This is a genomic window from Marinomonas sp. ef1 (assembly GCF_002806845.1).
GTDB lineage: Bacteria > Pseudomonadota > Gammaproteobacteria > Pseudomonadales > Marinomonadaceae > Marinomonas > Marinomonas polaris.
In genome coordinates, this window is record NZ_NHTT01000015.1 from 1 (window position 1) to 25,384 (window position 25,384).

Genomic DNA, 25,384 nt, shown 5'->3' on the forward strand with positions numbered 1-25,384 from the left:
TTAATTTAAATTAAACTCAACAAGCCACACATAAACAAAAAGACACCGGAGTGTCTTTTTGAAAACTGGCAATAAAACACTAACCACCGACGTAACTCAGCATTACACCAGCCGCCACAGCAGAACCTATAACACCCGCAACATTAGGACCCATCGCATGCATTAATAAGAAGTTTTGCTTGTTCGCTTCAAGACCAACCTTATTCGCCACGCGCGCAGCCATAGGAACGGCCGACACACCAGCAGCACCAATCAACGGGTTAATGGCATCTTTAGAGAATCTATTCATCAACTTCGCCATCAATACACCTGCAGCCGTGCCGATAGAAAATGCAATCAAGCCTAAGCTCAAAATCCCTAGCGTTTCTAAATTCAAGAAAGCCTCTGAACTTAACTTTGAACCGACACCTAAACCCAAGAAGATAGTTACGATGTTAATCAAAGCATTTTGAGACGTATCACTTAAACGGTCTACAACACCACATTCACGCATCAAGTTCCCAAAGCAGAACATTCCAAGCAGAGGCGCTGCAGATGGCAAAAACATCGCAACCAAAATAGTCACTACAATTGGAAAAACAATTTTCTCTTTCTTAGTAACAGGCCTAAGCTGCTCCATCTTAATCGAGCGCTCTTCTTTAGTTGTTAGCGCTCTCATGATTGGCGGCTGAATAAGTGGCACTAACGCCATATAGGAATAAGCCGCTACAGCAATCGCACCAAGCAAATCAGGCGCTAATCTACTAGCAACGAAGATGGCCGTCGGGCCGTCCGCGCCACCTATAATACCAATCGCTGCAGCATCCGCTAATGAGAAATCCATAATGCCGGACGCACTTAATAAAACAGCCCCAATAACCGTGGCAAAGATACCAAACTGAGCAGCAGCCCCAAGCAGTAATGTTTTTGGGTTAGCAAGCATAGGACCAAAGTCCGTCATAGCCCCAACACCCATAAAGATAATCAATGGAAACAACCCTGTCTCAATACCACCATGATAAATATAGTATTGAAGACCACCTGGAGAAACCATGTGACCAGTTGCATCATAAACCGGTGCAGCCATAAAACCAGCACCAGGAATATTGACTAGAACCGCACCAATACCAATAGGTAAAAGCAGAAGTGGCTCAAAACCTTTTTTGATTGCCAGATAAACCAACAGCAAACCAACACAGATCATCACAAACTGACCAAGCTCCAGCTGGTAAATTCCTGTGTCGTGATAAAGATTTAATAATTTGTTTTCCATTTTCGATTGATTCCTTCAACTACAAAGTAAGAAGTGACTGACCAACTTGCACGGAGTCACCTTCTTTTACATTAATGGAACCAACGACACCGGATCTAGGCGCAGATATTTCTGTCTCCATCTTCATTGCCTCAAGAATCATCACAGTATCACCTTCTTCAACTTGCTGACCTGGAGACACAAGCACTTTGAAGATATTACCCGCTAACGGAGAAGGAACATCTTCACCAGATGACGCAGCAGGAACTGAAGATGCATGAGCTGGAGCACTTGGAACATTAGCTACTGGCTGAATATTACTAACATCGCCACCTTCAGATACCTGAACAACAAAACTCTGTCCAGAAATTGAAACGGTATAGACACTCGCTTCATTAGAAGATGCACTTGCAGCAGCGGGCTTACTATCAACAATATCATCAAGCGTCGGCGCTGGTTCAAAAGCACTTGCATCTCCACGATTTTGTAAGAACTTAAGACCAATCTGAGGGAACAAGGCATACGTTAAAACGTCATCAATCTGATCATCAGACAACTGAATATTTTTTTCTTTTGAAAGACCAAGCAACTCTTCAGTCAGTTTATTCATTTCAGGTGACAATAAGTCAGCTGGTCGACAAGTGATCGCCTCCGCCCCATCTAGAACTCGCGCTTGCAACTCTTTATTAAATTCAGCAGGAGCCGCACCATACTCACCCTTCAAAATACCTGCTGTTTCTTTTGAAATAGACTTATATCGCTCACCAGTAAGGACGTTCAAAACCGCCTGAGTACCAACAATCTGAGAAGTAGGCGTGACAAGTGGAATCAACCCCAAGTCTTCACGAACTTTTGGAATCTCTTTTAACACTTCGTCAAACTTATCTGCTGCACCTTGCTCTTTAAGCTGACTTTCCATATTAGTCAACATGCCGCCAGGCACTTGAGCAATCAATATGCGGGAGTCTGTACCTCGAAGGGAGCCCTCGAATTTCGCATATTTCTTTCTAACTTCACGAAAATAAGCCGCAATCTCTTCTAATAATTCTAAATCTAAACCTGTATCTCTATCTGTACCCTGCAGCGCAGCAACCACGGATTCTGTCGCACTATGACCATAAGTCATCGACATAGAAGAAATAGCTGTATCAACTCGATCTATTCCAGCCTCAACAGCTTTCAAAATCGTCATATCTGACAAACCAGACGTAGCGTGCGCATGCAATTGCACCTCCAGCTGAGTCTGAGCTTTCAACAAACTAACTAATTCAAAGGCATCATATGGAGTCAAAATGCCAGACATATCCTTAATAGCGATGGAGTCCGCCCCCATATCTTCAAGCGTTTTTGCATAATCCACCCAGTTCTTAGTGGTATGAACTCGGCTCTTAGTATAAGAAATCGTCCCTTGAGCATGCTTACCTTGCTGCTTAACTGCTTTAATCGCCGTCTCCAAATTGCGCGGATCATTCATCGCATCAAAGATTCGAAAAACATCTACACCATTAAAGGCAGCACGTTCAACAAACTTATTCACAACATCGTCAGCATAATGACGGTAGCCAAGCAAATTCTGCCCACGCAACAACATCTGCTGAGGCGTTTTTGGCATAGCTTTTTTCAATTCACGAATACGCTCCCAAGGATCCTCTCCAATAAAGCGAATACAAGAATCAAATGTCGCACCGCCCCAAGATTCAAGCGACCAAAAGCCGACTTGATCAAGTTTTTCTGCGATTGGAAGCATATCGTCAATGCGCATACGCGTTGCAAACAAGGATTGGTGAGCATCACGTAAAACGACATCAGTAATGCCAAGAGGTTGCTTTGTTGTTGTCATGTTTCAGCCTCAAAGAAATTAGAAGAGTTAGTATTAGAAAATTAAGATTTTTTACTGTTTCTGTGTTGATGAACAGCAGCAGTAATAACCGCAGTCATTTGCGCATCCACACCAGAAGAAGAAAGATTTTTAGAAGCAGGCTTTGACGCTACGGCAACAGGCACTTCAGGAAACAAATAATTTAGTAGCCGCGACATGTAACCTGTCGCAAAAATTAACACCACTAGAAACAGGAATACAAAGCCCATCCCTAACACCATCAACCCCACACCATCTTCTAGCAACCCATTCATAGTATCGTTACCTTTTTTCTCGTCTTGTTTGTACAGATCTAATGTGATCAGATGCACACCCAAGAGCGCTGTTTATTTTTGATAGTTAGTTTTTTACCACAAACCAGAACAGTTTCATATTTTTATTGCATAACAGTTAGACTTATTTCGTGAACAATTCCCTAAAAACAGCCACCACCCTAAAAACTTCAACGAATAACAATAGCATTGTACTGGCCGTCGCACCGATGGAAGGTGTCATGGATCACACAATGAGAGCATTGCTGTCGCAAATTGGCGGCATGGACTACTTAGTTACGGAATTCATCAGGGTCACCCAGTACCCCATTCCCGCAACAACATTCAAACGCCTTGCTCCAGAAAACACTAACAAAGCAAGAACAATACATAACCATCCAGTTCACACTCAACTACTAGGTAGTAACGCAGAACTTATGGCGGAAAGCGCCTTGAATGCAACTAAAGCCGGAGCCACTCACATCGATGTAAATTTTGGCTGCCCAGCAAAACGCGTAAATGGTCACGGTGGCGGCTCTGTTTTATTACAAACCCCTGATGCACTTTATGACATCATGAGCGCAATCCGAAACATACTGCCGAGCGAAATTCCTGTATCAGCGAAAATTCGCTTAGGTTTCGAAGATGAAGCATTACTATTTGATAACGTAGCCGCCATTGAGGCCGCTGGTGTTGACACTCTCACGATACATGGACGCACTAAAAAAGATGGTTATAAACCACCAGCAAGATGGGAAAAAATAGGCGAAATTAAAGATAAGACAAGCATGATTGTCGTCGCCAATGGAGACATTACAGATACAGAATCACTCTTAAGCTGCCAATCCATTACAGGATGCAAGCACTTCATGATTGGACGTGGCTCACTCAACAACCCATTTGTATTTCAACAAATAAGAGCTGGACTAAACGGACAAAATAATACAATAGACTTGACGACTCTAAACAGACTCTTTGCAGGCTATAGCACCGAACTACAAGAATATTATGACGAAGTCGCTACACTTGGCAGATTGAAACAATGGTGTGGACACTTACGGTTTGGTTTTGCGGAAGTTAAAGAAAACCTTCAGACATTACGACGCTGCAAAAGCGTGAATGAGCTAACACAAACATTCGAAGGCATAATAACAAAAATACAATAAGAGATTAAAACAAGGAGTTTATAAATTAACTTAAGGAGTATAAAGAATCTTAGAGGATAACTAGAAGTGGTGCACCAGAGAGGATTCGAACCTCTGACCGCTCGGTTCGTAGCCGAGTACTCTATCCAGCTGAGCTACTGGTGCATATGATATTTCTTTCAGATATAACAAAAAAATATTTTTTTAGAGATTTAAGAATGGTGCACCAGAGAGGATTCGAACCTCTGACCGCTCGGTTCGTAGCCGAGTACTCTATCCAGCTGAGCTACTGGTGCAAAACAAATCTTTACTCACAGTATTTAAAGAATATCTCTTAAAATATTTTTTTTGGAATGGTGCACCAGAGAGGATTCGAACCTCTGACCGCTCGGTTCGTAGCCGAGTACTCTATCCAGCTGAGCTACTGGTGCAAAACAAAATTCCTGCCTTTTTGCTCAGAGAGTAAACTCTCAAAAGACAAACTTGAAATGGCGGAGAGTGAGGGATTCGAACCCTCGATGAGTGTTAACCCATACACCCTTAGCAGGGGCGCGCCTTCGGCCACTCGGCCAACTCTCCGTAACAAGTGGGGCGCATTATATACGACACATTTGTCTTGTAAAGGCTTTTTTAGAAATTAATCTTCAGAAATTTGTTCGTCTTGCTCTTTCTGAATACGAAGATAAATCTCTTCACGGTGAACAGACACATCTTTAGGTGCATTTATACCAATGCGTACCTGATTTCCTTTTACACCTAATACAGTGACAGAAACTTCATCACCAACCATTAAAGTTTCACCAACACGACGAGTAAGAATAAGCATAAGAATATCTCCCTGTAATTGCCTTTAACTATTTATTAAGATGAATTGCCCGACAAATCTTGTAGGGCAATTCCTACAAAGCTAATTGTAGCCTCTCAATAAAAATTAAACCATCCATAACTACAGGGTTTTATGTATCCAATTGTTAAGCTTCTCGAACACCTGATGCCGTTTCATTCAATTTGAAAGCGGAATGCAATGCACGAACCGCCAACTCCATGTATTTTTCATCGATAATGACTGACACTTTAATTTCCGAAGTAGAAATCAACTGAATGTTAATAGACTCCGCAGCCAAAGCTTTAAACATAGTACTCGCTACACCCGCATGAGAGCGCATACCCACACCGACAATAGACACCTTAGCAATCTTGGCATCAGAGAGCACAGCACTCGCTCCAAGCTCTTTCGCGATAACATTCAAGGTAGACAAAGCTTGATCATATTCATTGCGATGCACGGTAAAGGTAAAGTCTGTTGTACCATCCACAGATACGTTTTGAACAATCATGTCTACTTCAATATTGGCATCACTAATAGGACCAAGAATACGAGAAGCAATACCTGGAATATCAGGAACTCCTTTCAATGTTAATTTTGCTTCATCTCTATTGAACGCAATTCCAGAAACCGCTGGCTGCTCCATACCCTTACTCCCCTCAGTTGTAATCAACGTACCTTCACCTTCAACAAAACTGGACAGCACCCTAAGTGGCACTTGATATTTACCAGCAAACTCTACGGAACGGATTTGTAACACCTTCGAGCCAAGGCTAGCCATTTCTAGCATTTCCTCAAAAGTAATTTTATCCAAACGTCGAGCACTATCTACAACACGAGGATCCGTCGTATAAACACCATCCACATCGGTATAGATTTGACACTCATCCGCCTTCAAAGCGGCAGCAAGCGCAACACCAGTGGTATCAGAGCCACCTCGACCTAATGTCGTAATGTTGCCTAACTCATCCGCTCCCTGGAAACCAGCAGCCACAATCACTCGTCCAGCGTCTAAATCTGCGCGCATTGCTTCGGTATCAATTTTTTGAATTCGAGCTTTACCATGAGCGCTGTCAGTAGTAATACGAATCTGAGAGCCAGTATAAGAACGAGCATCAAGACCACGCTTCATCAACGCCATAGACAAAAGAGCAATAGTAACTTGCTCTCCGGTAGACAAAAGCACATCCATTTCACGCGCGCTTGGTGAAGCATTGATGCTTTTCGCAAGAGCAATCAGCCTATTGGTTTCACCACTCATGGCTGAAACCACAACCACTATGTCATCACCTTGTTGCTTATGCTTTAACACTCGATCTGCAACTGCCTCGATACGCTCTATTGTGCCTACCGAGGTGCCGCCGTATTTTTGAACTAACAACGCCATAATTTTTCCACTATTTAAATCAAAAAAGCCGAAATCAAAGCTCTTAAGGAATGATTCAATTTAAACTCTTTCAGCTACCCAACCAGGCACTGACTCAAGAGCTGCAGATAATCCATCTGGATTGTTACCACCAGCTTGAGCCATATCTGGACGACCACCACCTTTACCATCAACATAAGGCGCAATCATTTTAATCAGATCCCCAGCCTTCACGTTTTTAGTCAACTCTTTGGTTACGCCAGCAATCAAACTTACTTTGCCATCATTAACCGCAGCCAATAAAATGACTGCCGATTCTAGCTTGCTTTTCAACTCATCTAGTAAATCACGTAACGCTTTTGGATCTTCCACTTCAACCTGAGCAACCAACAACTTACCGCCACTGATATCTACCGCCTGAGAAGCCAAATCAGCGCCAGCTAAAGCTGCCATTTTACCTTTCAATACATCCAATTCTTTTTGCAAGCTGCGCGCATGATCGTTTAAGGCAACCACCTTGTCTAACACACTGTCTTTATTGCCTTTGACAAGACTTGCAATGCCATCTAGCACAGATTCAGTCTGGCGCGTTGTATCAATTGCCACTTTACCTGTCACGGCTTCAATACGGCGAACGCCAGCAGCAATACCGCTTTCTGTAATGATTTTAAAGAAACCAATATCGCCTGTACGACTAACATGAGTACCACCACACAACTCAATCGAGTAATCCGCACCCATCGTCAATACTCGCACTTCGCTATCGTATTTCTCGCCAAACAACGCCATCGCGCCTTTCGCTTTAGCAGATTCAACATCCATGATGTCTGTTTCTACCGGACGGTTTAAGCGAATCTGTTCGTTAACCATGTCTTCAATTTGCTCGATTTCTGTCGCCGTAACGCCTTCAAAATGCGAGAAGTCAAAACGCAAACGCTCAGGATTTACCAAAGAGCCTTTTTGCGAAACATGATCACCCAAAATACGACGCAGTGCTTCGTGCATTAAGTGAGTAGCAGAGTGGTTCAATGTGGTCGCCATGCGCAAAGTGCGATCCACTTCGCCAGTCACCTGATCACCAACCGCCAAACGACCTTCTTTTAGCTCACCGTAATGCAGATGTGCTTTAGCTTGTTTAGTTGTGCTAGATACTTTGAAAGCACCGGCACCACGTAACCAACCTTGATCGCCAACCTGACCACCAGATTCCGCATAAAAAGGAGTAGATTTCAAAATCACTGCCGCAACTTGACCTGCTTCGATAGCTTTAACTGAAGTACCATCAACGAGGATCATTTCAACTTCACAGGTAGCGTTTAGATTCTCGTAACCAGTAAATTCTGTAACAGAGTCCAATTTAACGCCGCTCGACATATCCATAGAAAAGTTACTGGCTGAGCGAGCGCGAGCACGCTGTGCGTCCATCGCGACTTCAAATCCAGCCTCATCTATTTCTAGATCATTTTCACGCGCAACATCGTTGGTTAAATCCGCAGGAAAACCATAAGTGTCGTAAAGTTTGAAAACAGTCTCACCAGGAATAACTTTTTGGTCACCTAGTTCAGAGATCGCTTCTTCAAGAATCTTCATCCCTTGATCAAGGGTTTTGGCAAACTGCTCTTCTTCTTTTAATAGAATAGAAGCAACTCGCTCTTTTAATTTTGTTAACTCTGGGTAAGCTTCACCCATTTCGACATCAAGTGCTTCCACCAATTTATGGAAAAACACACCTTTTTGTCCAAGCTTATTACCGTGACGAATCGCTCGACGAATAATACGGCGCAAAACATAACCACGACCTTCATTTGATGGAATCACGCCATCAACAATCATGAAGGAACAAGAACGGATGTGGTCAGCAATAACTCGAAGAGACTGCGCACTCAGATCTTGAGTACCAACCACTTGTGCCGCTGCTTTAATCAGATTTTGGAACAAATCGATTTCGTAGTTACTATGAACGCCCTGCAAAATCGCCGCGATACGCTCCAAGCCCATTCCAGTATCAACAGAAGGCTTAGGCAATGGCGCCATAGTGCCATCAGCAGAACGATTAAATTGCATAAAAACAACGTTCCAGATTTCAATGAAACGGTCGCCGTCTTCTTCAGGTGAACCTGGAGGCCCACCCCAAATATGCTCACCATGATCATAAAACACTTCAGAACAAGGACCACAAGGACCTGTATCGCCCATCGCCCAGAAATTATCAGATTGGTAACGGCCGCCTTTATTATCACCAATACGGATAATTTTTTCTGCAGGAAGACCGATATCTTTGTTCCAGATATCAAACGCTTCATCATCGTCTGCGTAAACTGTTACCAACAGCTTTTCAGTTGGCAATTTCAATACAACCGTTAGAAATTCCCACGCATAATGAATCGCCTCTTTTTTGAAGTAATCACCAAAGCTGAAGTTACCCAACATCTCAAAGAACGTATGGTGACGCGCGGTATAACCGACGTTTTCTAAGTCATTGTGTTTACCACCCGCTCGAACACAACGCTGAGACGTCGTTGCTCGTGAGTATGGGCGAAGATCCTCTCCCAAAAACACATCTTTAAACTGGACCATACCAGCGTTGGTGAACAGCAATGTAGGATCATTTCCAGGAACCAATGAACTGGATTCTACGATCTGATGCTGCTTACTTTCAAAGTACGATAAAAATGACTGGCGTAACTCAGAACTCTTCATAATGGGATGAGTCTCTATCTCTATTTTTCTGGACGAATTGGATTGCGTGAATGGCAGATTAGTACGTGCCAACTCGATGCAACGAAAAGCACAAAATAGTACACGCAAAGGATAGGTGTTTTCAAAAGAAACCGCAGTAATTTAAAGCTTATTTTGTGCATAACTTAAGCAAAAGTAGAATTTACGGATGTAAACCTACTTTTGCTTGATATTTCTAGAAAGGCATTACTTAGAACCTTCACCGCGAATATAACGATAATGAGGTCGCGCGGTCATTCTGGTCACTAGCTCATAACCAATAGTACCGGCGTAATCAGCGACTTCTTCGACGGGCACATCGCCACCCCAAAGCACTACCTCTTGACCCATTGCAGGCTCAGCGGCAAAGTCTTGCATACGCACCGTAATCATATCCATGGACACACGACCTGCTAGGCAAGCGGGCTTTCCATCGATTTGCAACGGGGTACCATTTACTGCGTGACGAGGATAGCCATCGCCATAGCCCACAGCAACCGTCGCCAATACGTGATCTTCTGCAGCGACATACCCAAGACCATAACCGACTTTGTCACCTTGCTTAAGTTTGCGTGTTGAAATCACCTTGGACGACAAGGTCATCGCTGGGCGCAAGCCCACTGCTCGACCGCTCACTTCAGCAAAAGGAGAAATCCCATACAACATGATACCCGGACGAATCCAACCACCTTCAGGCACGCTCCACTTCATAATTGCCGCAGAGTTCGCCACGCTGGCTTCAATGTCACCAATCGACTGACGCGCTTGTTCAAAATAAGCCAACTGCTGCATAGTCGTTAAATCTGACAAATCATCCGCACAAGAAAAATGCGTCATTAAAACAACCTCACCCACTTGGCCACTGTCTTTTAACGCCGAAACAAACACTGGCGCGGTTTCTTTATCAACCCCAAGACGATGCATGCCTGAATCTAACTTCAGGAAAACCTTTTCAATTTTGGCATGGCTAGCTTGTAGTTCATCCAGTTGCTGAGCATTTTCTAGAGCAGACCAAAAACCATGCTTCTCGCATAGCGCCCACTCCTCACCTTCAAATACACCTTCCAACAACAAGATAGGAGAAACAATGCCTGCTTCTCGTAAAGCAATTGCTTCTTCAATCGCTGCCACTGCAAAAGCATCTACTTCTTTATCTAAATAACGCGACACTTCAACCGCACCATGTCCGTACGCATTGCTTTTAACAACAGCAAACGCTTTACAAGTTGGCTGTAACTTTTTTGCATAGCGGTAGTTTTGTAGGATCGCTTCCAAATCTACCGTTGCCGTGAGTGGCCTTGCCATTTTCGCCCCTTAAACTTTTAAAGCGTTGTATTACTTATAACGTTGTACTGAAAGGTCCCGTGAATCGATATCAGTTTTATCGCCAGACATAATGTCAGCAATCACTGCCGCAGAGCCACAGCTCATCGTCCAACCTAATGTTCCGTGACCGGTATTCAAATACAAACCATCAATACCTGTTCGCCCAACAACAGGCGTGCCATCTGGAGTCATTGGACGAAGTCCTGTCCAGTAGTCCGCTTGGGACAACTCACAACCCTGATTAAACAAGTCATGAACAACATGCGTAATAGTTTCTGTGCGCACTTTTGGCAAATCAAGATTATAGCCATTCAACTCTGCAGTGCCTGCGGCACGAATACGACCACCTAGTCGAGTCACTGCAACTTTGTAGGTTTCATCCATCACCGTAGAAATAGGAGCAAATTGCGCATCCGTAATTGGCACAGTTAAGGAATAACCTTTCACAGGGTAAACAGGAATAGAAATATCGATCGCTTTTAGTAACTCTTTTGAATAACTCCCCATGGACACCAAGACATTATCAAACTCAAAGTCACCCTGATCGGTTTTAACGGCGCGTATTTTACCACCTTCTACGACCAAGCGATCAATCGCTACGCCAAATTTAAATTTAACGCCTAATTCATCACAGTGTTTCTTCAACTCTTGGCAAAAAACAAAACAATCTCCGGTTTCATCTCCGACCAGACGAAGTCCACCTTTAAACTTATCAATTACCGGAGCAAGTCCAGGCTCAACTTCTAATATTTGTGCTGGCGTTAACACTTGATGTGGGACATTCAAGGCTTTTAGCACCTTGATATCTTTTTCGGACGCTTCAACTTGCTCATCCTTACGAAATAACTGAGTCAAACCACCTTGCCCATCATCGTACTTAATACCAATATCTTTGCGCATAGCAATGAACTGGTCACGGCTGTATTCCGCCAATGCCACCATACGAGACTTATTCACGTCGTAGGCTTTTTCATTACAGTTCGCCAACATCTTCCCCATCCAAGCTAATTTTTTAAGCTCAGGATCAGCACTAACTTTTAATGGCGCGTGTTTTTGCATTAGCCATTTAATAGCCTTAAGTGGAATGCCAGGCGCTGCCCAAGGTGCAGAATAGCCAGGTGAAATTTGCCCTGCGTTAGCAAAACTAGTCTCAAGAGCCACACCTTCTTGACGATCAATCACTGTCACCTCAAAGCCTTTTTTCGCCAAATAATAGGCTGAAGTCAAGCCAACAACACCCGCACCCAACACGCAAACACGCATAGAAAAACCTCAAATAAATATAAAAGTCACATCACCCATAATCACACAAGATATGCAGTTTTATCATCTTATTTATATTAACAATAAAGAATAAAAAACTAAAAAATATAAAAAATATAGTCAATTAAAAACAAAATGTAAAAACCCCATTCAGCTGATAAAATAACCTCTCAACCAAGACAAGCAGAGATATAGATATGAAAGAACACCAGACATCAATATTCGACCAAGCCTTGTCACTGCTAAGTCACAGAGAGCACAGCAAACAAGAGCTAGTCACAAAATTAAAAACGAAAGGGCACGAGGAAGAAGAGATCAGCGCAACAATTGAACGCCTTGAAGAAATGAACTATCTCAATGATGAGCGCTTCGCTGAAATATTTGTAAGGAGCCGACTAAGCAAACCTCTTGGAGCAAGCCGGATTCAGCAAGAACTAATACAAAAAGGTATCAATAGCGAGTTAGCAAAAACAGCTCTATCAGAAGCAAATGCAGATTGGTTTGAGTTAGCAAAGCAACTTAAGGAAAGAAGATTCGGAGAGGAAATCAGTACCGACTTCAAAGAAAAAGCCAAACAATCACGCTACCTTCAATATCGTGGATTTGACTTTGAACAAATAAAATACGCAGTATCTTCGCAAGACTAATACAACTTTCAGAACCAAGCTATTCCCCCCTGTATTTGATTCGCTTTATATTATAACTCGCCGCCCTATTTAAGCTCTTAGATTAGGTCATCAGCGCTCCCAAAGTTATCAACGTCACTAACTGAAAAAACAAAAAAGGCGAACCTTATTAATTGGTTCGCCTAAAACGGGAATTTCGATTATCTAGTATAACGCTTTCTAGCTATCACTCAGGCATGCTGATAGTAGCCATATTCGTTTTCGTATTCTTCATAGATGTCGCGAGGCATTTTCTTCTGCGGTCTCATTTTATGGAAAGCAGCTTTTAATCGCGTGGCTTTGTGTTGTAGTCGCTCAATACGTCGTGTCACGGTTCGACTCGTGCGGCTGGCCGCACTGTCTATAGCGGAATACATATCGGCTTGCTGCTCACTAATTACTACTTCTTTTTGGCCATTAATTTTGACCAATACTTGGCAGTGTTTATCTTCACCACCCTTAGGACCATTAACGTCGGTAAGCGTCACGGTCACTCGTTGAATATTGTCATAACGGGAATTCAATGCAAAATTAAGACGGCGCTTCACATAGGCTTTTAAACTTTTAGTAAGAGCTAGACGACGTGCTTGTACCTTGATTCTCATCTTGTTCTCCTTTACTCATGAATGAGTAAGTTATGTTGGAAACTTCAACTTACTCACAAAAACCCATAAGATATAATCGAATTATTTATGTAAATAGTCAGCTTTTTTCGAAGTGTCGGTGAATTATGATCAATTTCAAACATTTGCATTATTTTTGGATGGCGGCAAAGCAAGGCAGCATTACAAAAGCCAGTGAACACTTACATATTACGCCCCAGACTATCAGTGGACAGATCAGCTTACTGGAAGAACAATTGGGCAAAGATCTTTTTAACAAGGTTGGACGTAATCTAGAACTGACCGATACTGGCCGCATGGTACTGAGTTACGCGGATGAGATTTTTACTTTGGGGAGTGAGCTGGAACAATCTGTGCGTATCGCGTCGACTGATAGAACACAATTACTGCGCGTCGGCATAGCGGATTCGATACCAAAATCCATTGCTTATCGGCTATTGGCTCCAGCTATGGATTTAGAAGATCCGATACGACTTGTCTGCAAAGAAAACAGCTTAGAAGATTTATTGGGCGAATTGGCGTTGCATAAATTGGATCTTATTATCGCCGATGGCCCAATTCCACAACACTTGGGTGTGCGTGGTTTTAATCACTTCTTAGGTGAATGTGGTACGTCTTTTATGGCGGCACCAAACCTAGTTGAAAAAGGTCATATAGACTTTCCAAAGAACCTTATAGGCACGCCGTTTCTAATTCCTAGTGATCAATCTTTAATACAAATCCAACTCTTACAATGGCTAGAAAAATACCATATCCATCCAAAAATCATGGGAGAGTTTGACGATAGAGCATTAATGAAAACCTTCGGTCAAGGAGGCGCCGGCGTCTTTATCGTGCCATCTGCCATTGCTAACGAAGTAGCTAAACAGTTCCAAGTAGAACTCATCGGCAGCACCGAAGAAATACGCGAGCAATTCTTTGCTATTGCCACCGAACAACGCCTTTCCAACCCCGCTCTTGTTGCCATTACTGACGCGGCGAAAGGCTGGCTAAAACATAAGTAAGAGCGCTTTATAGGCTCTCTTTTACGCCTTGTTTGGCCCGTTCTATCAGATCAGACGGTTTCATTTGCCAAACTAACTTGAAGCCTTTTGCACCCAGATAGAGGAACAATACTGGGATCAACACGGTATTGAAGGCAAACAACGCCAGCAGTATGAGAAAGTCATTTACCAAGCCATTGAGGGTTTCCACATACTCGCTGATCTTGTCTTTAAAATGACTCAGACCAAAGGTGCTTTGTTTAATTGACGCGAAAAAACCTTGGTCTTCTAAGGTAAGGTTGCCTAAATCAGCAATGGATTGCTGCAAGGCATTTATCTTATTTTGCGAAGTCTTGATGTTTTGTTCCGCACGCTGACGATCATCACTCAGGACGCTTTGCTGTGTGCGTAAATCCGCTAACACTGCATCGTTATTAAACAGAATGTCTAGAGTAGACAACATCTCTTTGCGTGACGATATTTGACGATTAAGGGATTCATTCTGAGCGGTTAAATCCACCAAACGTGCATCATGGTTAGACAGTACGTTCTGTTGCTCGTCCAGTTTGATTTGAAGCGTTTGTTTGTCTTTATCAAGGGATTGTTTGAGATCCGCTGCGACGCCTAAACCTGTTGTGACCTCGTTCATCTCGTCAGAATGCACTTGTATTTTATCCATGGTTTGCGTCTTTTCTTCATTCAAAAATGAGGCATCGACCAACGCCGATAACAAAACCACCAGCACCAATAAGAACTTCGCGCCCACAGCTGTGACAAACACTTTATAAGCCACTTCGATAAAATGACTTTTCACCCAATACAAGTAACCAAAAATTAAACCCGACAAGGTCACAAAGGCTTTGAAATACACTGTAGCAATGATTTTTAGCAGAATACTTTGGAAAATAAGCGACGACACCGCCACCTTCATTACGCCAGAAAAGTCTTCCACCATGTCGTTAAACGGATCTAATAACTCACCAATAGTAACGGAACTTACAAACACACTAATTTGAATACTTTGCAGCACAGAAACCGTTGCATTAAATAATTTGGCTAAACCAAAGGCACTTAACGCCTGCACCAAGGAAGAAGAAACATAGTCGGACGCTTTAGTATCTAAAAAGCCCCACCAAGAAAAAACAATTGCCAGCAGGATCGCAATGTAATAACCGTTGAATTTGCTTTGTTGCTTGATCATCTACCACCTCTTTTATCCCCAGTGCCTCATAATAACAACTAAGAGTTAATACGAATCTATCTCAATTGAAGCTAGAAGATCGCTTTTTAATCGTTATACTATCTACTTAAATTTAAAGTAGCCATCGAAGGAACGAACGCGCAACACTCACCTCCAACTTTGCGATTAGGTAATGAAAGAGACTATTCAACTAACGTCATTAGTACCAAGCGACGACTTAGCTCCATTCGTTGAAAGCTTTTGGATGATCGAAAATCCAAGCGATAAAGATGAAGAACTTTCCACCTTCCCTGATGGCGGGATTGATTTGTACTTTTTCCACAATGCCGAATATCCGCTGCACATATCCTTGGTAGGACTAGAAACAGACGCTAAGCAGGGCGTCATGCCAAAACAGTCAGTATTACTGGGGGTTCGCTTAAAAATATTAGCCGTTGAGCATTTATTGAGCACCTCTGTCGCCAACATTCTGAATCATCGCATTACACTCGACATTGGCTTCGCGGGTATAGAACTAAACGACCTAAAAAGCCTGGATACTTTTGCTAATAAGCTCAGTTTGTATTTTGCGTCCCAGCTGACAGCGCCAATAGACCCACGAAAAAAAGTCATGTCAGAACTGATTTATAAGACACATGGTTCAATAACAGTGACTGAAATATCTCAAGCAGCCAATTGGAGCAGTCGCCAAATCAATCGATACTTTACTAAGTGGCTTGGCTTACCGCTAAAAAGCTACTGTGACATTTTGCGGTTTCGCCACAGCTTCGACTCACTCAAAGTGGGCGAACTCTTTCCCAAAGAAGGTTTTAACGACCAATCTCACTATATAAAATTGATCAAAAAATACTCTAGCCTGACACCTAAGCAACTGGCTCAAGACGAAAACGACCGATTTATACAATTATATTCTGAAGATTAACTCTATCATCCGACTCGCTTTACAATTGATTATGAGTTTCATTCCCATAAAAACTCACTCATTGCATTGTAATTCCTAACGACCTCGTTCCTTTATTTAGCACTCTATTTGATTGGCATGGCACAAACACAATATGAAGATGATTATTGTTATTACTATTGTTTCTATATTTTTAAATAATGCATGGGCCGCGGACAACGTACGCTCCCCTATTACGATTCAACACGCTTTCGGCTCAACAACCATTACCCACAAACCAAAACGCGTGGCAACTGTGGCATGGGCAAACCATGAAGTACCACTTGCTCTAGGTATCGTTCCCGTTGGTTTTGCTGCCGCCACATTTGGAGACGACGATAACGATGGTTTATTGCCTTGGGTGACTGCACGACTTAAAAAACTGAATGCTAAGACGCCCGTATTGTTTGATGAAGGCGATGGAATCGATTTCGAAGCGGTCGCAGCAACACAACCCGACGTTATTCTGGCGGCTTACTCCGGCTTAAGCCAATCCGATTACGACACGCTAAGCATGATAGCGCCTGTCGTTGCTTTTCCAGACAAGCCTTGGTCTACCAACTGGCGCAGTATGATTCGCATTAATAGTGCTGGGCTGGGAATGGCGGAAGAAGGCGAAGAACTCATTGCCAGCATTGAAAAAGACATCGCCGAGCGTGTTGATCAATACCCAGAGTTAAAAGGTAAATCTGCCATGTTTATCACTCATCTTGATCCGACCGATTTAAGTGTTATTCGCTTTTACAGCGCCAATGATACCCGTGTGAAATTTTTTGATGATCTAAGCATGCACTCACCTCAAAGTATCAAAGACATCAGTAAAGATGGGCTCTTCTCTGGCGAAAGCAGCATTGAGCAAATAGACATGTTTAACGACGTAGACATTTTCGTTACCTATGGCAATGAAGAGTTGCTGGCGCCTTTAGAATCAAACCCACTTATGTCAAAAATGCGTGCGGTTAAAAATGGCTCTATTGTCATGCTGGGCAATAGCAAAATGGCGACTGCAGCTAATCCAACGCCACTGTCTATTACCTGGGTGTTAGATGATTACCTTCAAGCGCTTGCAGAAGCGGCTCGTAAAGCCAAATGAGCCAGAACAATTCCAAACATAAAGGCCTTTTACAACAGAAGCCCATTGCCTTATTCGTCGTCCTAGTCGCTTTACTGCTGTTGTGCTTTTCCTCTATTGCCATTGGCACGAGGGAGGTTACTTGGCAGGAAATAATAGGCGCCTTACAAGGCCAAATGAACACCATGGGAGAAGCCTCTGTGACCATGCGCCTACCACGCACAGTGCTCGCCATTTTTGCGGGCTGCGCCTTGGGATTATCTGGTGCCATTATGCAAAGTGTGACCCGCAATCCATTAGCCGACCCTGGGATTCTTGGCGTTAATGTGGGTGCCGCTTTCTTTGTTGTTATTGGGCTGGCGTGGTTTGGTATTAACCAACTGCAAACCTATGTTTGGCTTGCCATATTGGGGGCAGGCATAACAGCCATCTTCGTCTATTTCATTAGTTCGCTAGGATACGGCAAATCCACCCCACTCAAATTCGCTTTGGCGGGTGCCGCCACTTCTGCTGCGCTGTCTTCTTTTATTGTGGCTGTCGTCTTGCCAAGAAATGACATTGCCGGCAGCGTTAACTCTTGGCAAATTGGCGGCGTCGGTGGCGCCACGTTTGATAGCATCCAGCTAGTTTTGCCCTTCTTAATCGTTGGTTTTTTACTTAGTGTATTTATTGCTAGGAAGTTAAACACGCTTGCACTCGGAGACGATATTGCCGCTGGACTGGGAGAAAATGTAACTAGGATTCGTCTTTTAGCTTGGTTATCTGCGGTACTTCTGTGCGGAGCAACAACGGCTATTTGTGGCCCTATCGGCTTTGTTGGTCTCGTGGTTCCTCATTTATGTCGACTGCTTGTCGGCGTAGATAACCGCTGGCTGCTCATTTTTTCAGCGCTTGTCGGCGCATGCTTATTATTAAGTGCGGATGTGTTAGGACGCATTATATCAAGACCAAGTGAACTCTCAGTTGGTGTTGTGACCGCCTTTGTTGGCGCACCTTTCTTCATCTGGATTGTCCGTCGACAACGGGTGAGAGAGTTATGATTAACACAAACTCGACGCTCGCACGCGTTACCAATGGACGAAAAAAACGATCCAAGCGCTGGAAATACGTAGCTAGCTTACTTTGCTTATTGGCTGTCGCTGCGTTTTCAATCACCTTAAGCTTGGGGCAATCCTTTACACCGCCACAAGATGTCATAAACGTTTTACTGGGTGAAAACGTTCCTGGTGCCTCTTTTGTCGTTGGTCAGTTACGCCTACCAAGAGCCATTATTTCTCTTCTCGTCGGCATGAGTTTTGGTATGGCTGGCGTGGCATTCCAAGTGATGCTGAGAAACCCATTGGCTAGCCCCGATATTATCGGAGTAAGTTCAGGTGCGACCGCCGCCGCGGTATTTGCCATTATTATGCTACATATGGATGGCACTAGCGTGGCCTTCTTCTCTATCGCCGTAGGCTTATTGGTCGCCTTAGCGGTCTACGGCTTGTCCTATCGAAATGGTGCGTCAGGTGCTCGACTTATTCTGGTTGGTATTGGCGTCTCAGCGATGATTGAAAGTTTTATTGTGTATTTACTATCACAAGCCCAAGCATGGGACCGTCAAGAAGCCATGCGCTGGCTCAGTGGTAGTGTGAACTCCGCACAAATTCATCAAGCCTTACCGCTAATCATTTCTTTATTGATATTTGGTGGATTTTTACTAAGTCGAAGCAGAGATTTAGAAGCATTAAGAATGGGTGACGATACCGCCCACGCACTGGGTGTTCGAGTCGGCATGACTCGCCTTACTGTCATAGTGTCGGCGGTAGGACTTATTGCGGTGGGAGTCGCGATAACAGGGCCTATTGCGTTTGTTGCTTTCTTGTCAGGCCCAATTGCAGCACGCCTAGTAAAGAACAATGGTTCCTTGCTGATTCCTTCCGGTTTAGTTGGGGCTTGCTTAGTGATGGGCGGTGATTACATCGGACAATTCTTGCTACAGAGTCGTTACCCTGTCGGCGTGATTACTGGCGCTTTAGGTGCGCCCTACCTTATTTATCTTATTATTCGTGTTAATCGTAAAGGTGGCTCACTATGACACTAAAACACCAACTCCTTGTCGATCATCTTGCTGCAGGTTATGGTGAAAAAAACATCCTTAATGATATCAATATAGACATTAAACCTGGTCAAATTACATCTATCATTGGCGCCAATGCCTGCGGAAAATCCACCTTATTACGCACTATGTCACGCTTATTATCACCGTCTAGTGGTCAAGTTTTACTTGATGGCAAATCGATACACAACACGCCAACACGACAACTAGCGCAAACGCTTGGTTTATTGCCCCAATCACCCATTGCACCAGAAGGCATCACAGTCAGCGATCTAGTCAGCCGAGGCAGACATCCCCATCATGGATTCCTGTCACGATGGCGCAAAGAAGACGATGAAGCCATTACCAAAGCACTAGAAACCACCAAAACCACAGAGCTTTTGGACCGAGAAATAGACGAATTATCCGGTGGACAACGCCAGCGCGTCTGGATCGCCATGGCATTAGCGCAAGAAACCGACATATTGCTATTAGACGAACCGACCACCTTCTTGGACGTTGCTCACCAAATTGAAGTACTTGACCTGCTTGTCGACCTAAACCAAACCCGTGGCACCACCATCGTATTGGTATTGCACGATCTTAATCTTGCAGCGCGTTATTCAGACCAGCTTATCGCCATACAACAAGGTCAAGTCTTTGCCAATGGAGCACCAAACGAGGTGGTAACAGAAAACATGATTCACGCTGTGTTTGGCCTCCAGAGCCAAGTCATTACAGACCCTATTTCCGGCAGCCCAATGGTTTTGCCAATTGGACGACACAAGAGAATAAAACACACTTAAGCAAAGCAGACTGAAACCCTTATCCATAACAAATACGTATCAATAATCATTAGCAATACTATTTTTATATTATGAAGTTATAGAGGAACCAAAAATGAACAAGAAAAGCGCTCTTCCCTTTAAGTTAAAGCAAAGCCACTGCGCTGTCGCGACACTTTTCTGCTGCTCCGCACTCACACCAATTGCTGGGTATGCAGAAACAGAAAATGAGGCAGGCACCTTTCGACTTTCCCCTATCATGGTGAATGATCAAGCTATAGCCGATGATGACTCAGAATCAGTTGTGGCCAAAGAACTATGGGTCGGCGGCAAAGTCGCTACCAGCATTCAAGACACGCCAGCGTCTGTCTCTGTCATCACTGAAAAAGAAATCAAGCAACGTGGCGCCAGCACCACAGAAGAAGTTCTTGAATATACACCAGGCACAGTGACAGGTTACTACAGCACAGATGACAGAAACGATTATTTCCAAATTCGTGGTTTTAGCGCCACAACCTATCGAGATGGACTCACTCTTGGTTCCATGAGAGGCATCAGAGAAGATGCTTATGCTTTTGAGCGTGTCGAGGTAATCCGCGGTGCGAACTCCACCTTATTCGGCCCTGCTGATCCAGGTGGATCCATCAACTTTGTGAGTAAACAACCAAAATTCTATCGCTTTAATAATGCCTTCGTTACATATGGCTCTAACGACCATAAAGAAATGGGTATCGATGTTGGCGACACACTTGATGAAGACAAAAACCTAGCCTACCGACTAACAGGCAAGGTAAAAGACAGTGACCGAGAATACGATCACTCAAAAGATGATTCACAATTCATCATGGGCGGCCTTGCTTGGGAGCCTAATGACAACACCAGAGCCAACCTAATTGTTGACTACCTAAAAACCGATTCATCACCAAACAGCGGCGGCTATCCTGCTGGCAAAGATTATAACAGCAGCCTATTTTATGGTGAACCTGATTATAATTCCCACGATGTAGAGCGAACCAACATCAGCGCCAATATTACCCACAAGCTTGATAATGGCTTTAAAGTCATTTCAAACTTACGCTACAGTGATGCTGAAGACAGCTTTGGTTATTTGTACCTAAGCAAATACTCTGCTGACACGTCTGGAACCACTATGGGACGCGACTACTACGCCCAAGACTCTAAATTAGAGCAGTTCAATGGCAACTTGTTAGGGCAATATGACATTAGTTTTGATCGCCTAGATAGCAGTACTGTATTTGGTATCGAGTATCAAGATTCGACGACAGATTCCACTACTTACTATGGAAGCGCTTCAAGTATTGATATTAATAATCCTATTTATTCTGGTGCCCCTACAAACACGCCAGTTTACGGAAACACAAAAACTGATTACCAAACAAAAGCCGTGTTAATTCAGCAGAACTTCGCATTAGATGATAAATACATTCTTACTATTGGCGCTAGACACGACGACATTGATGTTAGTCAAATGAACTATTTGACCGAGACAAAATCTTCAAATGACTTTTCAGAAGACACTTTCCGCTCGGCATTTACATATAAATTTAACGATGAAGTGTCTGCCTACATAAGCCAAGTAGAATCCGTAGCACCGCCATCAGCGACAAGTACCAAAATCGTCCGCGGCGACCAAACTGAGGTCGGTGTTAAATACTCGCCAAGTAATATGAACGCCCTGTTCTCTATTGCTGTTTACGATCTTGAAAAAAGCAATGTGGAAACTTCATCTTTCCAAAGTAGCGGCATCGTTCGTGAAACCATTGGTAAAAACCAAGTGAAAGGTGTGGATTTAGAAGCTCGCGCGGAGTTAACCGATAATTTAAACATCTCCGGTGGTTACTCATACATGGAGCCAAAAATTACCAAAGATGATACTTACGAAGGCAAAACGATCTCATACACACCCAAGCATTCCGCTTCTGTATGGGGACATTACACACTTCCACGCCAAGATATGTCTGTCGGTCTAGGAGCTCGTTACATCGGCTCCTACTACTTCACCAATACCAACGATTCGAAAAGTGAATCCGCAGTAATAATAGATGCTTCATTTGGCTATGAGGTTACACAAGATACCCAACTTTCTATGAACATCAGCAACTTGCTAGGTAAAGAATACGTCGCGGGTTCTGGTTCAGCAGATTTCTACAACCCCGGAAGAGATATCACTCTCACCTTGAACCACAGCTGGTAAACAGCCATAAGACAATAAATCGAACTCCTTGCCTTTTATTTAGCCAGTATGGAATCCATACTGGCTTTGTTTATTTACAGTAACTAGTAACTCATGGATGCATAAAGTCCATACGCATTTCTGTCAATAATTGGAGCAACTACGAGGTTTCTAACACTCTTTCCCATACCAGTTATGACATATTGAACACCCACGGCTAGCGCAGCTCCTGCTGCGACATCACGCCAGTAATGATATTCACCATGTACCCTAGAATAACCAACAAAAGAAGCAGCAGCATAAGCTGGCACACCGTATTCCCATCCGTAACGCATCTGCAAGAAAGCCGCACCTTGAAAAGCGGCTGAAGTATGCCCTGAAGGAAATGAATTATTGTCATTTCCGTTTGGACGCTCTTCATCTACTGCAAATTTTAGAGTATGTGTTGCAACTGAAGTCCACAAAGCCCCTTCAGCCCATTGCTTAGTACCCTCAGAGTCACCTTTCATTAATGAAACCATACCAGCCATCAGTGGAATACCTATCTGAAGATTATCTCCAGCACGCACGATAGCATCATCAGCATGAACCGCACTAAAGCAAGACACAAATAAACAGACAACTATCGCCCTAACTAATTTAACAAAAGCTTGTCGTGATCTCATTTTTGAGCCCCCAAGCATGCGTTAAATATATTCAGCTTTGGGTTCAGCTCTTGTGTAGAGACACGAGCAAGACTAAGTAATGAATGGAAAAAGTAATCATGAGAAATGTCAGTATCTTTTGATGCTTTTAGACAATCCATATCTATATTGAAAGCGGTAGCCGTTTCTTCTGGCAACCATACAAACCAAGGTACTTGAGTCTGGTATTCGGGAGCAAATGCATATGGAGCACCATGCAAATACAGCCCGTTTTCACCTAAAGATTCTCCATGGTCTGAAACATATATAAGACCGACATTATATTTCTCTTGATATTTTTTTAGCTTTTCAATCAGTTGAGAAAGAATAAAATCGGTATAAACAATCGTATTGTCATAAACATTAACGATTTCTTGGTCAGTACATTGCTCAATGTCCTGCCTTTCACAGGCTGGCTCAAATACAGACATAGATTTAGGGTATCTTTTATAGTATGTCGTCCCATGAGAGCCAATAATGTGAAAAGCAAGCAGTTTGTTTGAGGCCTCCATATTTTGGATGTTTTTATCTACATCCGTGATTAGCGCTTCATCGTAACAATAACTGCCATCACAAAATTCAGATCGATTTCTCGCTAATTCGACAAAAGGAATATGCTTGGCGACTCCCTTATCACCGCCATCATTTTCCTTCCATAAAAGCTGATAGCCACTTTTTTGAATAATATCTAGAACATTACTTTGACTATTTGCGACTTCTTTTTTATAAGACTGACGAGATAAATTCGAGAACATACATGGCACAGAGTGCGCTGTAGCTGTTCCACAGGATTCAACTGAAGAAAATGAAACTAAGTCGTATTTTTCTGTATAAGGATTTGTATTGCGAGAATAGCCATTGTATTGAATATTCTGTGAGCGAGCGGTTTCACCAAGAACCACAAAAATTAGATTCGGTTTATTCGAATGATTCGGTATTATTTTCGCATCATCCCCAAGCTCTCTATATTCAATAGGATCAGAAAATACATACTTTTTTAAATATTTATAAGTTCCATACACATGAGTAGGAGTAACCATTTTATCCATGTAGGAATGGTTGCGCCCTACAGCTGCTATTTCTTTGTAATTAATTTTAACAACTAGAAAACCAACAAAAACAGCAATTAAAATAGTAATAATTCGTTCTGAGATTTCTTTTAATAAAGTCGCTCTAAATCCTGTCTTTTTCAACGCAATAAAAATAGATGGAAAAATACCAAGCATAATCACAAACGATATAGATCCAAAAGAAAGAAAACCTAATGCTTCGGATGGATCTGTCTCGATTGTATTTTCAATCATTCCGATATCCCAAATAACGCCATAATGTAAGGTGGCATATACACAGGATGCTGAAGTAATAATAAGCGGAATGAATATCAACTTATTTATTAGTGGAAAAGCAAATAACTGAAATACAATAACAAAAACTGATGATAATAAAATTGGAATTGAAACAATGAGAGCGTAGCTGAATGAATCCGTACCTTTCGTTACTTTTATAAATTCATTAATAATAGGTGCATTTAAAATTGTTCCGAAATATATCCCGACCAATGTACTAAGAAAACTATATGAAATAGGGCGTCTAAAAAAACGTATAACTCCAAATTTCCCAAGCATATTTCCTTTGGCTAAAAAAGCTCTAATTAAAGGCATAAGACAGCACCTCATCACCTAAAATTAAGCTCCAACTAGCGATTAAGACCACTAACGAAACAAAAACAGCAGCACTACCAATGTCTTTTGCTCGACCACTAAGTTCATGATATTCATCACCTACACGGTCTACGACAGCTTCGATTCCTGAGTTAAGTAACTCAACAATAAGCACAAGTAACAAAGTTGAGATCAACATTGCTTTTTCTACACCCGTGCTATCTGAAAGTAAGGCGATTGGCCCCATTATTAAAATTAGAGCTGTTTCTTGACGGACTGCTGCTTCATATTTAAAAGCAGCTTTAAAGCCTTGATATGAATATCCAGCAGCTTTAATAACTCGCATAATCCCTGTGTAACTTGACTTCAACACGCTCTCCCACGACTTAACTGGATGTTTTTTGAACAAAAAACACTACGGCTTTAAAATTTCATCGTGGAGGATTTTAGAAACGTCTTTTCCTAAGGCAAAGATACGTATTTTGAAAGGAAACC

22 protein-coding genes and 4 tRNA genes are annotated in these 25,384 nt (G+C 42.8%); 9 read left to right on the forward strand and 17 right to left on the reverse strand.

Annotated elements, in window-relative coordinates:
• Nucleotides 1-79: 79 nt before the first annotated feature.
• From CCS02_RS17995 to CCS02_RS18005, 3 genes are read right to left on the reverse strand one after another with little or no spacing between them, the layout of a single operon-like run.
• Nucleotides 80-1,252 (reverse strand): sodium ion-translocating decarboxylase subunit beta, encoded by a 1,173-nt coding sequence (locus CCS02_RS17995; protein ID WP_100637356.1) that lies wholly within the window; start codon nucleotides 1,250-1,252, stop codon nucleotides 80-82.
• A 19-nt stretch (nucleotides 1,253-1,271) separates the two neighbouring features.
• Nucleotides 1,272-3,071 (reverse strand): sodium-extruding oxaloacetate decarboxylase subunit alpha, encoded by a 1,800-nt coding sequence (gene oadA / locus CCS02_RS18000; RefSeq protein ID WP_100637357.1) that lies wholly within the window; start codon nucleotides 3,069-3,071, stop codon nucleotides 1,272-1,274.
• 41 nt (nucleotides 3,072-3,112) lie between these two features.
• Complete coding sequence (locus tag CCS02_RS18005) at nucleotides 3,113-3,364, reverse strand: OadG family protein (protein ID WP_100637358.1); 252 nt, start codon at nucleotides 3,362-3,364, stop codon at nucleotides 3,113-3,115.
• A 149-nt stretch (nucleotides 3,365-3,513) separates the two neighbouring features.
• Between CCS02_RS18005 and CCS02_RS18010 the strand changes: the two genes are divergently transcribed.
• Nucleotides 3,514-4,527, forward strand: coding sequence for a tRNA dihydrouridine synthase (locus CCS02_RS18010; protein ID WP_100637359.1), 1,014 nt, complete (start codon nucleotides 3,514-3,516; stop codon nucleotides 4,525-4,527).
• Between the two features lie 67 nt (nucleotides 4,528-4,594).
• Here the strand turns inward: CCS02_RS18010 and CCS02_RS18015 are convergent.
• The 9 genes from CCS02_RS18015 to CCS02_RS18055 all read right to left on the reverse strand — a co-directional run bounded on the left by CCS02_RS18015 (nucleotide 4,595) and on the right by CCS02_RS18055 (nucleotide 12,005).
• Nucleotides 4,595-4,671, reverse strand: a tRNA-Arg gene (locus CCS02_RS18015).
• 54 nt (nucleotides 4,672-4,725) lie between these two features.
• Nucleotides 4,726-4,802 (reverse strand) — tRNA-Arg (locus CCS02_RS18020).
• 58 nt (nucleotides 4,803-4,860) lie between these two features.
• Nucleotides 4,861-4,937: transfer RNA gene (locus CCS02_RS18025), tRNA-Arg, on the reverse strand.
• Between the two features lie 58 nt (nucleotides 4,938-4,995).
• Nucleotides 4,996-5,085: transfer RNA gene (locus CCS02_RS18030), tRNA-Ser, on the reverse strand.
• Between the two features lie 58 nt (nucleotides 5,086-5,143).
• Nucleotides 5,144-5,332, reverse strand: a complete 189-nt coding sequence (csrA, locus tag CCS02_RS18035; RefSeq protein WP_072840609.1) for a carbon storage regulator CsrA — start codon at nucleotides 5,330-5,332, stop codon at nucleotides 5,144-5,146.
• Nucleotides 5,333-5,477: 145 nt separating this feature from the next.
• Nucleotides 5,478-6,719, reverse strand: coding sequence for an aspartate kinase (locus tag CCS02_RS18040; protein WP_072840610.1), 1,242 nt, complete (start codon nucleotides 6,717-6,719; stop codon nucleotides 5,478-5,480).
• A 60-nt stretch (nucleotides 6,720-6,779) separates the two neighbouring features.
• Complete coding sequence (alaS, locus tag CCS02_RS18045; RefSeq protein ID WP_100188265.1) at nucleotides 6,780-9,398, reverse strand: alanine--tRNA ligase; 2,619 nt, start codon at nucleotides 9,396-9,398, stop codon at nucleotides 6,780-6,782.
• Nucleotides 9,399-9,623: 225 nt separating this feature from the next.
• Nucleotides 9,624-10,721 carry an alanine racemase gene (alr, locus tag CCS02_RS18050; protein WP_100637360.1) on the reverse strand — a complete coding sequence of 366 codons (1,098 nt, stop codon included), beginning with the start codon at nucleotides 10,719-10,721 and terminating at the stop codon, nucleotides 9,624-9,626.
• A gap of 30 nt (nucleotides 10,722-10,751) precedes the next feature.
• The gene (locus CCS02_RS18055) at nucleotides 10,752-12,005 is read right to left on the reverse strand and encodes a D-amino acid dehydrogenase (protein ID WP_100637361.1); all 1,254 of its coding nucleotides are present in this window, start codon (nucleotides 12,003-12,005) and stop codon (nucleotides 10,752-10,754) included.
• 197 nt (nucleotides 12,006-12,202) lie between these two features.
• Here CCS02_RS18055 and recX point away from each other — a divergent pair, with 197 nt between their 5' ends.
• On the forward strand, nucleotides 12,203-12,652 hold the full coding sequence (recX, locus tag CCS02_RS18060) for a recombination regulator RecX (protein ID WP_100188267.1): 450 nt from the start codon (nucleotides 12,203-12,205) through the stop codon (nucleotides 12,650-12,652).
• A gap of 209 nt (nucleotides 12,653-12,861) precedes the next feature.
• Here recX and CCS02_RS18065 read toward each other — a convergent pair whose 3' ends face one another.
• The gene (locus tag CCS02_RS18065) at nucleotides 12,862-13,275 is read right to left on the reverse strand and encodes an HPF/RaiA family ribosome-associated protein (RefSeq protein ID WP_072840615.1); all 414 of its coding nucleotides are present in this window, start codon (nucleotides 13,273-13,275) and stop codon (nucleotides 12,862-12,864) included.
• Between the two features lie 125 nt (nucleotides 13,276-13,400).
• On the opposite strand from CCS02_RS18065, the gene nhaR reads away from it, so the two are divergent.
• On the forward strand, nucleotides 13,401-14,297 hold the full coding sequence (nhaR, locus tag CCS02_RS18070; protein ID WP_100637362.1) for a transcriptional activator NhaR: 897 nt from the start codon (nucleotides 13,401-13,403) through the stop codon (nucleotides 14,295-14,297).
• Nucleotides 14,298-14,304: 7 nt separating this feature from the next.
• On the opposite strand, the gene CCS02_RS18075 is transcribed toward nhaR, so the two are convergent.
• Nucleotides 14,305-15,477 carry a hypothetical protein gene (locus tag CCS02_RS18075; protein WP_100637363.1) on the reverse strand — a complete coding sequence of 391 codons (1,173 nt, stop codon included), beginning with the start codon at nucleotides 15,475-15,477 and terminating at the stop codon, nucleotides 14,305-14,307.
• A gap of 172 nt (nucleotides 15,478-15,649) precedes the next feature.
• Here CCS02_RS18075 and CCS02_RS18080 point away from each other — a divergent pair, with 172 nt between their 5' ends.
• From CCS02_RS18080 to CCS02_RS18105, 6 genes are all read left to right on the forward strand, one after another.
• On the forward strand, nucleotides 15,650-16,399 hold the full coding sequence (locus CCS02_RS18080; protein WP_100188270.1) for a helix-turn-helix domain-containing protein: 750 nt from the start codon (nucleotides 15,650-15,652) through the stop codon (nucleotides 16,397-16,399).
• 133 nt (nucleotides 16,400-16,532) lie between these two features.
• Nucleotides 16,533-17,510: an iron-siderophore ABC transporter substrate-binding protein gene (locus tag CCS02_RS18085; protein WP_100188271.1), complete on the forward strand. Its 978-nt coding sequence runs from the start codon at nucleotides 16,533-16,535 to the stop codon at nucleotides 17,508-17,510.
• Nucleotides 17,507-18,529, forward strand: coding sequence for a FecCD family ABC transporter permease (locus tag CCS02_RS18090; protein ID WP_100188272.1), 1,023 nt, complete (start codon nucleotides 17,507-17,509; stop codon nucleotides 18,527-18,529). The genes CCS02_RS18085 and CCS02_RS18090 overlap by 4 nt, the downstream gene beginning before the upstream one ends.
• The gene (locus CCS02_RS18095) at nucleotides 18,526-19,566 is read left to right on the forward strand and encodes a FecCD family ABC transporter permease (protein ID WP_100188273.1); all 1,041 of its coding nucleotides are present in this window, start codon (nucleotides 18,526-18,528) and stop codon (nucleotides 19,564-19,566) included. The genes CCS02_RS18090 and CCS02_RS18095 overlap by 4 nt, the downstream gene beginning before the upstream one ends.
• Entirely contained in the window at nucleotides 19,563-20,372 is an 810-nt protein-coding gene (locus CCS02_RS18100; RefSeq protein WP_100637364.1) for an ABC transporter ATP-binding protein, read from the forward strand. Before CCS02_RS18095 ends, CCS02_RS18100 begins: the two co-directional genes overlap by 4 nt.
• A 94-nt stretch (nucleotides 20,373-20,466) precedes the next feature.
• A complete protein-coding gene (locus CCS02_RS18105) occupies nucleotides 20,467-22,566 on the forward strand; it encodes a TonB-dependent siderophore receptor (RefSeq protein ID WP_100637365.1) in 2,100 nt (699 codons plus the stop codon).
• 83 nt (nucleotides 22,567-22,649) lie between these two features.
• On the opposite strand, the gene CCS02_RS18110 is transcribed toward CCS02_RS18105, so the two are convergent.
• From CCS02_RS18110 to CCS02_RS18120, 3 genes are read right to left on the reverse strand one after another with little or no spacing between them, the layout of a single operon-like run.
• On the reverse strand, nucleotides 22,650-23,210 hold the full coding sequence (locus tag CCS02_RS18110; RefSeq protein ID WP_100188276.1) for a phosphatase PAP2 family protein: 561 nt from the start codon (nucleotides 23,208-23,210) through the stop codon (nucleotides 22,650-22,652).
• Nucleotides 23,207-24,889 carry a phosphoethanolamine transferase gene (locus tag CCS02_RS18115; RefSeq protein ID WP_100637366.1) on the reverse strand — a complete coding sequence of 561 codons (1,683 nt, stop codon included), beginning with the start codon at nucleotides 24,887-24,889 and terminating at the stop codon, nucleotides 23,207-23,209. The genes CCS02_RS18110 and CCS02_RS18115 overlap by 4 nt, the downstream gene beginning before the upstream one ends.
• Nucleotides 24,876-25,262, reverse strand: coding sequence for a diacylglycerol kinase (locus tag CCS02_RS18120; RefSeq protein WP_425435123.1), 387 nt, complete (start codon nucleotides 25,260-25,262; stop codon nucleotides 24,876-24,878). The genes CCS02_RS18115 and CCS02_RS18120 overlap by 14 nt, the downstream gene beginning before the upstream one ends.
• Nucleotides 25,263-25,384 lie beyond the last annotated feature (122 nt).

What these genes read in the sequence shown, in the direction of transcription:
- CCS02_RS17995 (WP_100637356.1), bottom strand. Translation starts at nt 1,252, where the DNA reads ATGGAAAACAAATTATTAAATCTTTATCACGACACAGGAATTTACCAG.
- oadA (WP_100637357.1), bottom strand. Translation starts at nt 3,071, where the DNA reads ATGACAACAACAAAGCAACCTCTTGGCATTACTGATGTCGTTTTACGT.
- CCS02_RS18005 (WP_100637358.1), bottom strand. Translation starts at nt 3,364, where the DNA reads ATGAATGGGTTGCTAGAAGATGGTGTGGGGTTGATGGTGTTAGGGATG.
- csrA (WP_072840609.1), bottom strand. Translation starts at nt 5,332, where the DNA reads ATGCTTATTCTTACTCGTCGTGTTGGTGAAACTTTAATGGTTGGTGAT.
- CCS02_RS18040 (WP_072840610.1), bottom strand. Translation starts at nt 6,719, where the DNA reads ATGGCGTTGTTAGTTCAAAAATACGGCGGCACCTCGGTAGGCACAATA.
- alaS (WP_100188265.1), bottom strand. Translation starts at nt 9,398, where the DNA reads ATGAAGAGTTCTGAGTTACGCCAGTCATTTTTATCGTACTTTGAAAGT.
- alr (WP_100637360.1), bottom strand. Translation starts at nt 10,721, where the DNA reads ATGGCAAGGCCACTCACGGCAACGGTAGATTTGGAAGCGATCCTACAA.
- CCS02_RS18055 (WP_100637361.1), bottom strand. Translation starts at nt 12,005, where the DNA reads ATGCGTGTTTGCGTGTTGGGTGCGGGTGTTGTTGGCTTGACTTCAGCC.
- recX (WP_100188267.1), top strand. Translation starts at nt 12,203, where the DNA reads ATGAAAGAACACCAGACATCAATATTCGACCAAGCCTTGTCACTGCTA.
- CCS02_RS18065 (WP_072840615.1), bottom strand. Translation starts at nt 13,275, where the DNA reads ATGAGAATCAAGGTACAAGCACGTCGTCTAGCTCTTACTAAAAGTTTA.
- nhaR (WP_100637362.1), top strand. Translation starts at nt 13,401, where the DNA reads ATGATCAATTTCAAACATTTGCATTATTTTTGGATGGCGGCAAAGCAA.
- CCS02_RS18075 (WP_100637363.1), bottom strand. Translation starts at nt 15,477, where the DNA reads ATGATCAAGCAACAAAGCAAATTCAACGGTTATTACATTGCGATCCTG.
- CCS02_RS18080 (WP_100188270.1), top strand. Translation starts at nt 15,650, where the DNA reads ATGAAAGAGACTATTCAACTAACGTCATTAGTACCAAGCGACGACTTA.
- CCS02_RS18085 (WP_100188271.1), top strand. Translation starts at nt 16,533, where the DNA reads ATGAAGATGATTATTGTTATTACTATTGTTTCTATATTTTTAAATAAT.
- CCS02_RS18090 (WP_100188272.1), top strand. Translation starts at nt 17,507, where the DNA reads ATGAGCCAGAACAATTCCAAACATAAAGGCCTTTTACAACAGAAGCCC.
- CCS02_RS18095 (WP_100188273.1), top strand. Translation starts at nt 18,526, where the DNA reads ATGATTAACACAAACTCGACGCTCGCACGCGTTACCAATGGACGAAAA.
- CCS02_RS18100 (WP_100637364.1), top strand. Translation starts at nt 19,563, where the DNA reads ATGACACTAAAACACCAACTCCTTGTCGATCATCTTGCTGCAGGTTAT.
- CCS02_RS18105 (WP_100637365.1), top strand. Translation starts at nt 20,467, where the DNA reads ATGAACAAGAAAAGCGCTCTTCCCTTTAAGTTAAAGCAAAGCCACTGC.
- CCS02_RS18110 (WP_100188276.1), bottom strand. Translation starts at nt 23,210, where the DNA reads ATGAGATCACGACAAGCTTTTGTTAAATTAGTTAGGGCGATAGTTGTC.
- CCS02_RS18115 (WP_100637366.1), bottom strand. Translation starts at nt 24,889, where the DNA reads ATGCCTTTAATTAGAGCTTTTTTAGCCAAAGGAAATATGCTTGGGAAA.